Annotated in this window: 13 protein-coding genes and 1 pseudogene; 10 read left to right on the top strand and 4 right to left on the bottom strand. The window is 65.2% G+C overall.

Translation table 11 applies throughout. The features are described from left to right. Positions 1-30: 30 nt before the first annotated feature. The 9 genes and pseudogenes from NHF48_RS25765 to NHF48_RS04020 all read left to right on the top strand — a co-directional run. Positions 31-1,107, top strand: a pseudogene (locus NHF48_RS25765) (YcaO-like family protein); the annotation flags it as partial. Further along, the gene (locus tag NHF48_RS25760) at positions 1,010-1,636 is read left to right on the top strand and encodes a YcaO-like family protein (protein ID WP_446741199.1); all 627 of its coding nucleotides are present in this window, start codon (positions 1,010-1,012) and stop codon (positions 1,634-1,636) included. The pseudogene NHF48_RS25765 and the gene NHF48_RS25760, both read left to right, overlap by 98 nt. Then, on the top strand, positions 1,633-3,675 hold the full coding sequence (locus NHF48_RS25755; RefSeq protein ID WP_446741198.1) for a glycosyltransferase: 2,043 nt from the start codon (positions 1,633-1,635) through the stop codon (positions 3,673-3,675). The genes NHF48_RS25760 and NHF48_RS25755 overlap by 4 nt, the downstream gene beginning before the upstream one ends. A gap of 7 nt (positions 3,676-3,682) precedes the next feature. Then, positions 3,683-4,369: a PIG-L deacetylase family protein gene (locus NHF48_RS04045; RefSeq protein WP_253070337.1), complete on the top strand. Its 687-nt coding sequence runs from the start codon at positions 3,683-3,685 to the stop codon at positions 4,367-4,369. A gap of 60 nt (positions 4,370-4,429) precedes the next feature. Next, positions 4,430-5,359 (top strand): galactosyltransferase-related protein, encoded by a 930-nt coding sequence (locus NHF48_RS04040; RefSeq protein WP_253070336.1) that lies wholly within the window; start codon positions 4,430-4,432, stop codon positions 5,357-5,359. After that, on the top strand, positions 5,356-6,429 hold the full coding sequence (locus NHF48_RS04035) for a glycosyltransferase (protein WP_253070335.1): 1,074 nt from the start codon (positions 5,356-5,358) through the stop codon (positions 6,427-6,429). Before NHF48_RS04040 ends, NHF48_RS04035 begins: the two co-directional genes overlap by 4 nt. Then, positions 6,426-8,279: a polysaccharide pyruvyl transferase family protein gene (locus NHF48_RS04030; RefSeq protein WP_253070334.1), complete on the top strand. Its 1,854-nt coding sequence runs from the start codon at positions 6,426-6,428 to the stop codon at positions 8,277-8,279. The genes NHF48_RS04035 and NHF48_RS04030 overlap by 4 nt, the downstream gene beginning before the upstream one ends. Before the next feature lie 69 nt (positions 8,280-8,348). Next, the gene (locus tag NHF48_RS04025) at positions 8,349-8,729 is read left to right on the top strand and encodes an HNH endonuclease (protein WP_253072331.1); all 381 of its coding nucleotides are present in this window, start codon (positions 8,349-8,351) and stop codon (positions 8,727-8,729) included. A 48-nt stretch (positions 8,730-8,777) separates the two neighbouring features. Next, complete coding sequence (locus NHF48_RS04020; RefSeq protein ID WP_253070333.1) at positions 8,778-9,653, top strand: SDR family oxidoreductase; 876 nt, start codon at positions 8,778-8,780, stop codon at positions 9,651-9,653. Between the two features lie 38 nt (positions 9,654-9,691). Here NHF48_RS04020 and NHF48_RS04015 read toward each other — a convergent pair whose 3' ends face one another. From NHF48_RS04015 to NHF48_RS04005, 3 genes are read right to left on the bottom strand one after another with little or no spacing between them, the layout of a single operon-like run. Beyond that, a complete protein-coding gene (locus NHF48_RS04015) occupies positions 9,692-10,453 on the bottom strand; it encodes a sterol desaturase family protein (RefSeq protein WP_253070332.1) in 762 nt (253 codons plus the stop codon). Next, complete coding sequence (locus NHF48_RS04010) at positions 10,450-11,226, bottom strand: fatty acid desaturase (protein WP_263816703.1); 777 nt, start codon at positions 11,224-11,226, stop codon at positions 10,450-10,452. The genes NHF48_RS04015 and NHF48_RS04010 overlap by 4 nt, the downstream gene beginning before the upstream one ends. A gap of 2 nt (positions 11,227-11,228) precedes the next feature. Next, positions 11,229-11,756 carry a sterol desaturase family protein gene (locus NHF48_RS04005; RefSeq protein WP_107953011.1) on the bottom strand — a complete coding sequence of 176 codons (528 nt, stop codon included), beginning with the start codon at positions 11,754-11,756 and terminating at the stop codon, positions 11,229-11,231. 305 nt (positions 11,757-12,061) lie between these two features. Between NHF48_RS04005 and NHF48_RS04000 the strand changes: the two genes are divergently transcribed. Further along, complete coding sequence (locus NHF48_RS04000) at positions 12,062-12,919, top strand: phosphatase PAP2 family protein (RefSeq protein ID WP_253070330.1); 858 nt, start codon at positions 12,062-12,064, stop codon at positions 12,917-12,919. Here NHF48_RS04000 and NHF48_RS03995 read toward each other — a convergent pair. Then, positions 12,867-14,174, bottom strand: a complete 1,308-nt coding sequence (locus NHF48_RS03995; RefSeq protein WP_253070329.1) for a glycosyltransferase — start codon at positions 14,172-14,174, stop codon at positions 12,867-12,869. The two genes, NHF48_RS04000 and NHF48_RS03995, sit on opposite strands and share 53 nt — an antisense overlap. Positions 14,175-14,197 lie beyond the last annotated feature (23 nt).

The raw sequence follows: 14,197 nt of genomic DNA, 5'->3' as shown, positions 1-14,197 counted from the left end.
CGTTCGATGCCGTCCTGACTCCGTTCGAATATGCCCCCCGAAGTCGGTCGCGACGTCGCCGTCGCCGTGCTCGACGAAGCGCTGGCCCGTGCGCCGGGCGTGAAGAGGGATCCCGTTATGACCCGCACTATCACCGGCCTGCCCAAACAATTGGGCGCAGCCTGCCATCTGTATCTCGACGCGTTTCCAGCCGGCGACATCGTCGCGTTTTCGATCGACGGGATCGACCGCGTCGGCATCCCGGTCTGGGTGGTCGCGCTGTTCCCGGAGACCGCGGACCTGGACGGCATCATGCCGTACGGCGTCGGCTATGGCGCGACCGACGAGGCCGCGATCCTGGGTGCGCTGGGCGAGATCGCCGAGATGGTCTGGCCGACGCTGACATTGTCCGCACGCGGCAAGACGAATGGCAGCTATGCCGACCTCGTCCGCGAACGCGGCGAGCGCGGGATCGCCGATCCGCTGACGCTGTGCCTTCCCGCAGGATCCCCGGTCGACCACAATACGCCGCTCGACTGGGTCGAGGCCCGGCGCTGGGCGGACGGGTCCAGCGTCCTCGTGCCGATCGACCTCGCCGCCTATTCGGCCAAGGAACTCGACCCCGGCTATGTGCCGTTCACGACGATCATCTCGAACGGGATGGGCGCCGGGCCGGACCTTGATTGGGCGATCGGCCACGGGCTGTGCGAGATCCTTCAGCGCGACGGCAACGGGCTGCTGTTCCGCGCGCTCGACCGCGGCGTCGCGATCGACCTGCCGGAGAGCCTTCCCGGCGAGATCGGCGACCTGATCAACCGCTTCGCCGCCGCCGACATCCGCGTGATCCCCAAATTCGCGACCGACGAATTCGGCATGGCCAACGTCTATTGCGTCGGTGTCGATGCGCGCGAGCCCGCCGTGCCGATCATGGCGACGGCGTGCGGCGAGGCGGCGCATCCCGACACGGCGCAGGCGCTGGCCAAGGCGATTGCCGAATACGCCGCGAGCCGCGCGCGGAAAGCCTTCGCGCATGGCCCGATGGCACTCGCCGAGACGATCGCGCCGCGCGGCTATATCGACCGGTTCATGGCGCAAGCCGGCGGTGCCGCCAAATCGAGCGACGGCCGCGCCTTTTCGGAAATGCAACGCTGGACCGATGTCGATGCAGCGACGCTCAGAGAGTGGCTCGCCGAGACGATGCTCGCCGAGCGCAGCCGCCGCGCCTTTTCCCACCTGCCGCGCGCGGATGTCCCCGATGCGCGCGCGCGGGCGACTGGCGAGGGAGGCGGTCGAGACGGCCGGGTTCGACATTCTCTACGTCGACATGTCCCCCGCGGATGCCAGCGTCGCGGTCGTCAAGGTGATCGTGCCCGGCATGGAAGTCGAGACGATGAGCTATTACCGGATCGGCGAGCGCAACGTCGCCAAGCTGGTCGCGCTCGACAGCCCGCTGGTCAGCTTCGGCGGCGAAGAAAGCGCGACGCGCCTGCCCGTCCGCCTCACCGAGGAAGCAGTCGCGCGGCTCGGGGGCCAGCCGTTCTTCGATACCGCGCTGGCGGACGAAATCGTCGGCCCGCTCTATCCGCTCTACCGCGAGCCCGAAGCGCATCACGTTGCCTGGTCCGAACAGAGCCTCGAGACGGAGGCGGCACGATGACGCTGCGGTTCGCCTACAACACCAACGGCGCGGCTAACCACCGGCTCGACGATGCACTGCACCTGATCGCCGACGCCGGCTATGACGGCGTCGCGCTGACGCTGGATCATCACCACCTCGATCCCTTCGCCGACGATTGGGCACGCGAGGCGGAGCGCGTCGGCACGCTGCTGCGGTCGCTCGGACTAGGTTCGGTGATCGAGACCGGTGCGCGCTACCTGCTCGACCCGCGCGACAAGCATGAGCCGACGCTGGTCACGGCAAACTCAGAGGGCCGAGACCGCCGCGTTGCGTTCCTCGCCCGCGCGCTCGAAGTCGCAGCGATTCTGAATGCCGAGACCGTATCGTTCTGGGCGGGCGTACCGAAGCCTGGTATCGCGCGTGAAGACGCACTCGACTGGCTCGACGCGGGCCTCGGCAAGGTCGTCGAGCATGCCGCTCGCACCGGCATTCCGGTCAGCCTCGAACCCGAACCCGGCATGTTGATCGAAACAGTCGCCGACTATTCACGGCTTGCGGAGCGCCATCCCGACCTGCGGCTCGCGCTCGACACCGGGCACTGCCTCGTCACGCAGGATATCGCCCCCCGACGCCGCGGTGCACGCCTATGCCGATCGCCTCGGCACCGTCGCGGTCGAGGACATGCGCCGCGGCGACCATACGCACCTCCCCTTCGGTCAGGGCGACATGGACATTCCCTCCATCCTCGCCGCGCTGGAGTCGATCGGCTTCGACAAGCTAGTCTGCGTCGAACTCTCGCGAGAGAGCCCCCGCGCGCATCAGGCGATTCCAGAATCGATCGCCTATCTCCGGGCGGCATTGTCCTGATGCGGATATGCTTCGTCTCGCGTCGCTTCTTTCCGGCGATATCGGGGATGTCGATCTACGCGATCAACCTGTTGCGCCAGCTCGTCGCGGCGGGCCACGACGTGACGATGATCAGCCAATATTATGGCGATCCGGCACGCGCGCGCGTTTATGGCGGCGGCCCCCCGCCACCGGTGTCGGGCGTACGCGTCGTCGGCCTCGAAGCACTGGGCGAACAGGATGGCGGTGATTTCGAGCGCGATATCGACGCAATCGTCGAGGCCATCGCGCGCGACCACGCCGTCAATCCGTTCGACATGCTCCACGCGCAATATGGCTATCCGACCGGCTGGGCAACGATGATCGCGGCCTACCGCCTAGGCTTGCCCTGCGTCGTGTCGATACAGGGCGGTGACGGGCATTGGGTCGGCTCGTGCTGCGAAACGCACCGGCTCGCGATGGTCCGCGTGCTCGACCATGCCGGTGCGCTGCTGATCGGCGGTAAAAGTTTCGCGGGCGAAGTCCACGACCGGCTCGGCACGCCGCTAGACCGGTTCACGATCGTTCCGGGGGCCGTCGATACCGACCATTTCACGCCAGCATCTCACGCGATCGTCGCGCCCGGACTGGTCCGCCTGCTCTATCACGGTCGCGTCGATCGCCGCAAAGGCGTGCTCGACTTTCTCCATGCGCTGCCGGACGTGCGCGGGGACTGGCACGCGACCATCTCCGGCATCGGTCCCGACGTTGACCCGGCGCAGGCGCTCGCGACCGAACTCGGCCTCACCGACCGCGTGACGTTCAGCGGCTGTGCGGACTATGACGCGGTCCCCGAACTCTACCGCGCGCACGACGTGTTCGTGTCGCCGACCTATGCCGAGGGGTTCTCGAACACCATCCTCGAGGCGATGGCGTGTGGCCTCGCGGTCGTCTCGTGCCACGCCGTCGGCGTCGTCGACTGCGTCCGGGATAACGAGAACGGCCTGCTGACCGATCCCGGCGACGTACCGGCGCTGGCCGCCTCGCTGACCAGCGTCATCACCGATACGAACCTCCGCACGCGCTTGGCGACTGCCGCGCTGGAAGAATGCCGCCGAGTGTATAGCTGGGACGCGGTCGGGCAGCAGATGGTCGGCATCTACCGCGACCTGCGTAACCAGCCGCAAGCCGCCTTCGACACGGACCTGCCGATCACGCCCTGCCGTTTCCGCAGCGACCCGCATCTGCTGTGAGCGACCGGTGAAGCTGCTCGCAATATCGCCGCATCTGGACGATGCAGCCTTCTCCGCCGGCGGGCTGCTGGCGTCGCGTGTAGACCAGGGCTGGGAGGTCACGGTGGCGACGTGCTTCACCGGCAACGTCGCGCAGCCGACCGGGTTCGCGCTCGCGTGCCAACTCGACAAGGGCTTGGACGCAGACGTGGATTACATGGCGCTGCGCCGTGCCGAGGATCTCGCGGCGTGCAAAGCCCTTGGCGCGCGCGCGACGCATTTGCCGTTCCTGGAGGCGCCGCACCGTGGTTACGCATCCGCAAAAATGCTGTTCGCGGCACGCTTACCCAACGACCGGATTGTCGACGATGTTGCGGCGGCGCTGGCTGAGCTTCTCGTGGCGGAACGGCCTGATCTCGTCCTCGGACCACTGTGTCTCGGCAACCATGTCGACCATCACGTCGTTCTGGAAGCGGTTCGGCGATCCTGTGCCGATCATACCGTATTGCTGTGGGAAGACTGGCCTTATGCCGATCGCGAAGACCGCGTTGCCGCCATGCCCGCGGTGATCGAACACCTAACGGCAGAGACACGCGCGCGCCGGATCGCCGCCTGTGCCGCGTACACGTCGCAACTCGGCTTCCAGTTCGGCGGGGTCGAGGCGATGACCGAACGGACCGAGCGCATCACCGAGGAACGTTTTTACCCCCTCTAAGCGTTCTGATCGACCGGCCACCACCGCCGCGCGTCCCCAATTCCAAGCAGAGCCATCATCATGACCGAAGTTTCCGTCGTCACCCTGGGCAAGGGGCGTCCCGACCATCTCGTCAACGTTGTCCGCGGGCTGATGCGCCAGACGCTGATGCCGACCGAGCTTATCGTCGCGGTGATGCAGGACGACCTGTACGACCTGCCCGAGGCGCCGTTTCCGATCCGCCAGATGCAGGTCGTCGCCGACGCCCTTCCCCTCGCCTCCGCACGCAACGTCGCGGCCCGCGCGGCGACCGGCGACGTCATCGTCTTTCTCGACATGGACTGTATCCCGACGCCCACGCTGCTGGCCGATTATGCCGGGTTCCTCGACACGTTCGACGGGCTGCTGATGGGCGAGGTCCTGTACCTGCCGGGCGGCGCGACCGACGGCGACTGGCAGTATGACCGGTTCGCCGAGATCGCGGTGAAGCACTCCGACCGTCGCGGTCCCCCGCCGCAGGGCATCGAGATCTGCACCGACTATCGTTGTTTCTGGTCGCTTAATTTCGCAATGCGGCGGACGACGTTCCTCGGTCTCGGCGGGTTCGACGAGCGCTATGTCGGCTATGGCGGCGAGGATACCGATTTCGGCAAGGCGCTCGACGAGGCCGGCGTGCAGATCGCGTGGATCAAGGGCGGTTTGGCCTATCACCAATATCATCCGCACCACATGCCGCCGGTGCACCATCTCGACAGCGTCGTGCGCAATGCCGAGCTGTTCGAGACCAAATGGGGCTATCGGACGATGGGCCATTGGCTCCAGGCCTTCCGCCTGATGGGGCTGATCGATCCGACCCCGGGTCGGCCGATCCGCATCCTGCGGCGTCCGGATGCCGCCGATCTCGCGCTGACCGGGCAGCAGAGCCACCAGCCCTATGCCAATACCGCGACCGTCATCCGGCTGCTCGAAGACCGGCTGGCGGCGACTTTGAGAGCTGCGGCGGCCGAATGAGGATCGCGGTCCTCTGCCATGTCCGCCAACCCATCGCGCAGCCGTTCGCTGGCGGGATGGAATCGCAATGCTGGCATCTGGCGGCGGGTCTTCAGGCGCGCGGCCATGACGTGGTACTGTTCGCTTCAGGGGACAGCGACCCGCGTTTCACGATCGATACCGTGGTCCCGGAGCATTACGAACGCACCTTTCCGGGCGCCGAGCACCGCGGTTTCGCGCCGCTGATCACGCATCTCGACGATGGCTATGCCGCCGCCTGCGACCGGATCGCCGCCGGTGGTTTCGATGTGGTGCACAATAACAGCCTGCATCGCTTTCCGCTCGAGCCGGCGCGGACCGCTGGGGTATCGACGATCACGTCGCTACACGTTCCGCCCTATGACGCGCTCCGCTGGTTCGTGCACGCCAGCGTCACGCCGACCCACCGCCTGACCGCGACCTCGGCACACCAGCTCGCCGCATGGTGGCCGGATGGCCCGCCACGCGAATCCTCGGTACTGCACAATGGCATCGACCCCGACGCATGGCCGTTCGTCGCGCAAGGCGATGGCAGCGCGGTCTGGTGCGGCAGGATGACGCCCGACAAGGCGCCCCATCTGGCAGCGCAGGCGGCGCGGCTGGCCGGCGTCCCGCTCACGCTGTTCGGACCGATCGAGGATCGCGACTATTGGGACGCCGACGTCGCGCCGCTGCTGGACGGCAGCATCCGATATGGCGGGCATCTGGACGCGGCGGCACTGGCGGCGGAGATGGGCCGCGCCTCGGTGTTCGTGTTCACACCGTGCTGGGACGAACCATTCGGGCTGGTCGCGGTCGAGGCAATGGCCTGCGGTCTGCCCGTGGCGGCATTCGACCGCGGCGCGTTACGCGAGGTCATCGGCGAGACAGGGTGTTTCGCACCACCCGGAGATGTTTCCGCGCTTGCCGAAGCGATCACGGCGGCTATCCAACGCCCTCGTGCTCTGCAACGCGAGCGGGTCGAGACGGCCTTTACACGTGATCGGTGGCTCGATCGATGCGAGGACCTTTACCGTGACGTAGTCGATCACGAACAAGGGCAGCGCGCATGACGACCAGCGACCATCTGGGAGAGCAGCGCACGTTGCTCACCGTACTATACCGGACGCATGTCGCACTTGGTTCTCGCTATGCGCTGGTCGACTTTCCGGATCATGCGAACGTCGGCGACAGCGCGATCTGGCTCGGCGAACTCGCCATGCTGCGAAAGGTGACGGGGCGCGATCCGTGCTACGTTTCGACCTGGCACGATTTCGATCTCGATGCCTTTCGTAGCGCCTGCCGCGACGGCGTGCTGTTCCTGCATGGCGGCGGCAACCTCGGCGACATCTGGCCGCATCACCAGCGGTTCCGCGAGGACATACTGGCGCGTGTCCGCGATCGATCGGTCGTGCAGCTACCGCAGTCGATCCATTTTCGCGTGCCGGCGCAGGTCGATCGGTTCGCCGCGCTCGTCGCCGACCATCCGGACTTCGTCCTGTACGTCCGCGATACGCGCAGCCTGGACTTTGCACGCGAGCATCTGGCCTGCGCGTCGCACCTCGCCCCGGACTCGGCGTATGCGCTGGGCGAGCAATCGCGCGATGCGCCGCAATGCGACGTATTGATGCTCATGCGTACCGACGACGAACGGCAAGGCTATGCGCTGCCGTCGGCCGATCTCGCGACCGTCGTCGATTGGCTAGAGGACGATGCCGATCTACCTGTCGGGATCAATGCCAAAGCATGCGAAGCCCAAGCCGTCGCCCGCGTCGACCGTGGACTGCGGCTGCTCGCACGAGGCCGGGTCGTCGTGACGGACCGACTTCACGGTCACATCCTCGCCGACCTACTCGGCATTCCGCACGTCGTTCTCGACAACGACTACGGCAAGATCGCCGCGTATCTCGACGCATGGCCCGATGCGGAACCAATCGTGACGAGGGGCCAAGACGATCGAACACGCCATGGTTCTTGCCAAGCAGCTCGTCGGCGCGCGGTGACTGCCGCCATCGACGTCAGCCTGCTCGTCTGCACGCGCAATCGCGCCGGGTCGCTGGCGGCTACGCTAGAGTCCGTGGATCGTGCGGCAGCGTATGCCGGAAACACGACCGTGGAAATCGTCCTAGTCGACAACGGCTCGGTTGACGGCACGCCGCAGCGACTAACGGAATGGCGCGCGCAGCAGACTTTCCCGGTCCACCTCGTCCACGAACCGCACCCCGGGCTCGCCCGCGCGCGCAACACCGGGCTTGCACACTGCGCCGGACGCATCATCGCGATGACGGACGACGACTGTGTCCTGCATCAAGACTATTTCACCGACGTCTGCGCCGCATTCGAAAGGGCCAGCGGACCGGCGATCATCGGCGGTCGTATTCTGCTCGGCAACCCGGCCGATCTCCCCGTCACGATCAAGCTCGAGGACCATCCCATGGTCGCACCGTCGCGCGGGTTTCCGGGCGGGTTCATCATGGGGGCAAATCTGGCGTTCACCGCGGATGTCCTCCGGTTGACGGGACGCTTCGACGAACGGTTCGGGGCCGGCGCGCCCTTCGTGTCCGCGGAGGATACGGATTTCCTGTTTCGTGCAGCAGGCGTCGGCGTCGCTATACTCTACAGCCCGCTGATGGTCGTCGATCATCACCATGGGCGCCGTGATATTGAAGACGAGACTCGATTACTGGCAGGCTACAGCTTCGGCGACGGCGCGCTGTACGCCAAGTATCTCGTCTCCGACCGGCGCGCGCTTCGTGCCGTCGTCGAGGATATCCTTGCCGTTCGCTTCGACTGGACGCGGCCTGTGAACACGCATGCCGGTATCAAGCGGTTCTACTGGTTCCGGCTGCGCCATAAGGCCCGGGGCTTGGTCTACTTCTGGTGGGTCGCCCTCCGCCGAAACATGTCACGTTTCATCCGATAAGCCTCTCGACTTGCTGGTCTTTCCTCCACGATACACCATATTCGAACCATGGGCGGACGTGTGAAGCGGATGGCAGGATTGTTGGAGGCGGAGGCGCGGACGATCGCTGCCGAAGACACCGGGCGATGCGGGCTGTGCGAGCGGCCCTTGGGGCGAAAGGTGGAATGGCATCACCGCATTCCGAAAAGCCGGGGTGGTACGGAGGTCATCCCGGTTCATCCGATCTGTCACCGTATCATCCATGCCAGCGTCTCGAATCAGGATCTGGCGACGCCGTTCGCGGACCTCGATGTCTTGAAAGCGCGCCCGGATATAAGTCGCTTCCTGCGCTGGATCGCCGACAAGCCCGCGGACTTTCACGCCCCCCACCCGCCGCGCCGATATCCGCTGAGTGCACCGGCCTCGCCGAGAGATCGTCATCGGCAACAGTCTTTTGTCAGCGGCACTTAACGATCGGAGGACCGTTCCTTCAGCGACCCGAACAGCAGGACGCTTTCCATGACCGATGATCCGCGCACCAGCCACCCGACGAGCTTTCCCGGTGAACCACAGCAGCCCCGCCCCGGGCTTGTCGCCAACATGAAGACCAAGCCCGATCACGGCGAGGAAAGCTATGTCGGCAAGGGGCTTCTCAAGGGGAAGGTCGCGCTCATCACCGGGGGTGATTCCGGCATCGGCAAGGCGGTGGCCATCGCCTATGCGCGTGAAGGCGCGGATATCGCGATCTCGTATCTCGCCGTCGAGCAGGAGGATGCCGAAGATACGCGTGCCTGGGTGGAAAAGGCGGGACAGCGATGCGTATTGCTGCCGGGCGACATTCGCGGCCGGGATCACTGCGTCACGATGGTGGAGCGCACCGTCGGCGACCTTGGCGGGATCGACATACTGGTCAACAATGCCGCCGCGCAGACGATGAACGAGGATCTGGACAGCATCGACGACGATGAGATGCAGGGCGCCTTCGCGGCCAATGTGTTCGCGATGATCCGTCTGGCGAAGGCCGCGGCGCCGCACATGAAGCCGGGGTCGGCGATCGTGAACACCACCAGCGAGCAGGCCAAGGTCGCGACCAAGAGCATGATCGTCTACGCCGCGACCAAGGGCGCGATCTCCAGCCTGACGGTCGGGCTTTCAAACCTGCTCGTCGCGAAGGGCATCCGCGTCAACGCCGTGGCGCCGGGCCCGATCTGGACGCCGATCCAGCCCATCGCGAAGTCGCTGGAGGAACTAGAAAAACTCGGCCGGGATACGCCGCTCGGTCGCGCAGGACAGCCGGCCGAACTTGCTCCGGCGTATGTCCTTCTCGCGTCGTCGGAGGGGAGCTACATGACCGGTGCAGTGATCGCAGTCACCGGTGGTGTGCCGATCAACTGACGAACAAACGGGCGCTTCGGCGCCCGTTCATCGTCGGCCTAAGAGTTCGCCACTTCAACGCGCCGCGCCGCGCGCGCATGCTCTTTCGTGAAATCGCCGACACCGCGGTCGGTGTGGCACAACCGGTCCCAATGGCGGAAATACAGGCCATAGTTGCAGCCATAGAGTTCGTGGTGCCGCTGGTGGTGGCTGGCCGTGATCAGCCACCCGCCCAAGGGCCCCGACCACATGAAACGCGGGAAGATCTCCCATCCCATGTGGTTCGTGACCCCCATCACCGTCATGATCGTCAGCACGATGCCAAGACCGGCGATATCGATCGGGACGAAGAACACCAGCAACGGAATGACCACCGCGCCGGTCAAAGCCTCGATCGGGTGAAACGCCATTGCGGCCCAGGCCGTCGGCGGGCGGCTGGCATGATGCAGCGCGTGCGCAAGCTTGAACGGTTTGGGACGATGCATCCAGCGGTGCGTCCAGTAGAACCAGGCATCGTGCAGCAGCAGATACAGGAAAACCGAGACCGGCAGGTACCAGAGCGGATAGGCGTAGATGTCGGAATATACCTGCGTCCAGCCATGATGCTGCCATCCCCAGGCGACGACGCCTGCGGGGATCCCGTAGAGCGCTGCGGACGCAAGACTCCAGATGATCTCACGGCGGACCTGCGGGTCCAACCCGAGGTACAGTCCCGGATGCTTGCGGACCGTGATCCAGGCGAACGCGCCCGACACAAGGAGATAGCGAACGCCGACGATGACGGTCATCGCGACGGCGGAGAGGATGATGGCGAGCGTCATGCTTGATCCTCGACGACCCGGCGATCGGCGGCTCGCCCGGCAAGGGCGCGGCGCCGCGACGGAAGCCCCCACCACGGCGTTCCCGGCGAAAGATGGTGCTCGTGATGATAACCGCCGAAGTGGAAACAGGTCAGCAGCGACAATACTGGGCCCACGTCGATGCTATGCGCGCGGTGAGCGTCCGCAAAAGGAGTCTCGCGTTCCCGGTGCGGCAGCCACGTCCCGAACACGAACAACTGCGCCACGGCACCCAAGGCCGGCAGAGCCCAGAAGACGACGATGTTGCCGAGCGGTGCCCCAAGCAGCAGCGTATAGATCAGCGCGACCACGGTGATCCGGATGATCTGCCCGTGCGAATAATAGGTCTTGAAGAACTGCAGGAACCAGCCGCCGAGACTTGGATCGCCACCGTGAAAATCGGGATCTCCCGCCCGTCCGGTTTCCTTGTGATGCAGATGATGCTGCGGCAACAGTGATGCGTACGACAGGCAGGCATAGAGCGAAAGACAGGTCGCGCCGATCGCCCGGTTCAACCGTGGTCGATCGGGCGCCAGCGCGCCGTGCATTGAGTCATGCGCGACGATGAACAGTCCGGTACTCAGCCAAGTCTGGACGATGACCATCACGATGGCCAAGGGAATTGTATCCGCGCTCCACCGCCAGAAGAAGATGCCGGTTACGTGGATCGCCAGCCACGCCACGACGATCGCGGCGGACAACGACACGCCGACACGGGTCTGATGCCGCAGGGCCTCCGATTGGCGAACCGTCACGCTCACTTCTTTGCATCTGCCGAGACGAGGTTTCCGGCTTTGTCAGCACGTACCGCTCGTCGCTGCGGATCGGCGTTCGCGCGCAACTGCGCCTTCAGCACCGCCGGCTTGCGCGCGAACAGGAAGCCGTGGCTGACGGTGCCGTCCTTGCCCTCGACCGCGTGGTGCAGGCGGTGCGCTTGCAACAGGCGCTTGAAATACCCCTGCTTGGGTACCCAGCGAAAGCCGCCGCGCTGATGCACGAGCATGTCGTGCACGAAGGCATAGATGCCGCCGTACACCGTGATGCCGAGCGCTGCCCACCATAACGGCTCCCACCAGAGCCCGACGACGAACAAAACGATCGGCACGATCGCGAAGACGACCGCATACAGGTCGTTCTTTTCGAACCAGCCCTCATGATCTTCGTGATGCGACTTGTGCCAGCCCCAGCCCCAGCCGTGCATGACATACCGATGCGCCGCCCACGCGAAGCACTCCATGAACAGAACCATGAAGACGACGATCGCGAGTTTCTCGAACCAGGTCACTTTGCGCGATCGCACGAATTGACGGTGGACGGGTGCAGCGAATTCAGCATGATGCACACATAACCGTTACCCGCCGGCTATGCGAGGGCGCTCCGCGACAAAATATCCCGAGCCGGTGGCGTCGAAGCCATTCTCCGCTTCGGACCACGTCGCCTTTGAATCGCGTGATGTCCATGTAATGTGGTCGAAATCGACCTGCCTGGGCACCGCATGGCGGCACGCTGCGTTCGACCGGTATGATTGCCCCGTTGTTCCGCGCCGACCACCGAGAGACTCCCTCCTGGGTCTTGATCGGGGCCATGTTGATGAGCTTCCTCGTCGCCCAATATCATCACCGCTTCACTGTGGATCCGATCCGAGCGGCTCCCGCGATGGCAGCGGTGACGGCACTCGCCATCGCGCTGGCAATCGGCAAGTACACCGCGCGGCCGCGTCTCGTTGCCGGCGCGCGAGCGTTCCTTCAAATGACGCTGTTCACGGTGCTCGGCGTCGTTCTGGCGTATGCCCTGGCAGCAGACGCAGGGCAGTTGTGGGATGCCCGCCTAGCCGCCGCCGACCGCGCGATCGGTTTCAACTGGCCGATCGTGTTGGCGTTGCTCGACAAATCCCCTCCTTTGATTTGGCTGCTTGGACTGGCGTATCACAGTCTCACCTTGCAGATGATCGTCGTCATCGTAGCGCTGAGCGGCATGGGGAAATTCGACACCCTGAGGACGATGGCCTGTGCCGCGATCCTGTCCGGTTTCGTCACGATACTGATTTCGGGCCTTACTCCGGCCATGGGCAATCTATTCGATCCGTCCAGGTACGCACATCTCTGGCCATCCATAGCCTGGCTTGAACAGGGGCTGATATCCGGGCTTCGCGATGGGTCGCTACGCGTGCTCGATCTCACCATGCTCATGGGGATCGTCAGCTTTCCCAGTTTCCATGCGACGCTCGCCGCCATCTTCATCTGGGCGTTCGGCGCGATGCCGCGGCTTGCGGTTCCGGGCCGGGTATGGGCTGTACTTACGATCGTCGCGACGCCGGTCTTCGGCGGTCACTACGGGGTCGACGTCATCATGGGGCTGTTTCTCGCACCGCCTGCCATCATTGCAAGCCGCCACATCACGCGGCGCAGGCGGGCTCCCCATCTAATGGACTCAGCCCTGCCGGCATAGCGTCGACGTCGTCGAAGAGCGCCGAATCGACCATCGCGGCAGCCTCGGCAGCGCCCCCGGCCCCCGCCATTTCGGCGGCGAGCAAATTTGCCGCGTGGCGGTACGACGGATCCGACAGCACGAGCCGTAACGCCGCTTCGAGACCGCCCTTGTCTGCTTCGGCGGGCGATACGATACGAGCCGCCCCGATCCGCTTCAGTCGCGCGGCTGTAGCGGGTTGTTCGAATGCCAGCGGTACCGCAACGATCGGAACGCCGGCGGCCAGTGCGTCCAGCACCGTGTTGAACCCGCCGTGCAAAATCGCCGCCGAACATTTTGGCAGGATACGGGTCTGAAACCAGAATGCCCGCACCAGCGGCCTCCCGGGTAGCGAGGTGACTTCGGCCTCGCTGAGCCCGCCACCATGCGCGACCACCGCGCGAGCGCCAACCGCGGCACAGGCAGCCGTCATCGCGGCGAACAACGATCGGCGCGCGCCCTGCAACGACCCCAGCGAACAGAATATGAGGGGTCGGCCGTCGTCTTTCGGAAGATCGACGTAAGGTTCGTCCAGCCGCCACGGCGCGCCGTATCGGAAGCTCTGTGGCAATGCCGCGCGGGGGAAATCCAGACCTGCCGGGCATTGTGCGACGTGCAGGCGGTCCGACCACTGTTGCCTAGGGTCGGGGTCAAGCTTCCACCGGCGCGCATAGGACGACACGACTTTCGCGATCGGCCGCATCAGCAGGTCGCTGACGACGTACCCACCATTGTTGCGACGAAGGCCAGCCGCAGTGGGACGATATTCCCACCCGAGAAACGGTGGCGGGACCATCGGCTCTCTGAGCAAGGGCAAGCCGGTGACGGCGGTCACGAACGGCAGTCGGAGATGTCGTGCCACCAGCGCACCGGCCGGCTCGACGGAGTCGGCGAGTACCGCATCCACCCCGAGCGTCGACAGTGCCGCCGGAAGAGCCTCCAATAGCAGTTCCGTCATGGACGCCGTGCCGCGGATCATCCTCGTCAGTCCGACAGGGCCCGATGGCTGCGCCAGCTTCCGGTAATATGCCGCCAACAAGCCTTGGCAGTCCGCCGGGTGGTCGAGCGCCGCAAAACCGACACTGCCGTTGGGCACTAGCGCGGCGACGTCGGCCAGATGGACTATGGTAACTCTACGCCCTGCTTCGACGAGCGATGTTCCCAATGCCACCAGCGGATTGATGTGCCCGGCCGTTGGCGGCGCGATGATGGCGATATGTCGCCGATTGACCGTCAATGCCGTGGAGCTTTCCGTCGCCG

The organism is Sphingomonas sp. H160509, assembly GCF_024124765.2.
Classification (GTDB): Bacteria; Pseudomonadota; Alphaproteobacteria; order Sphingomonadales; family Sphingomonadaceae; genus Sphingomonas.
This window is presented reverse-complemented; position numbering and strand designations above follow the sequence as displayed.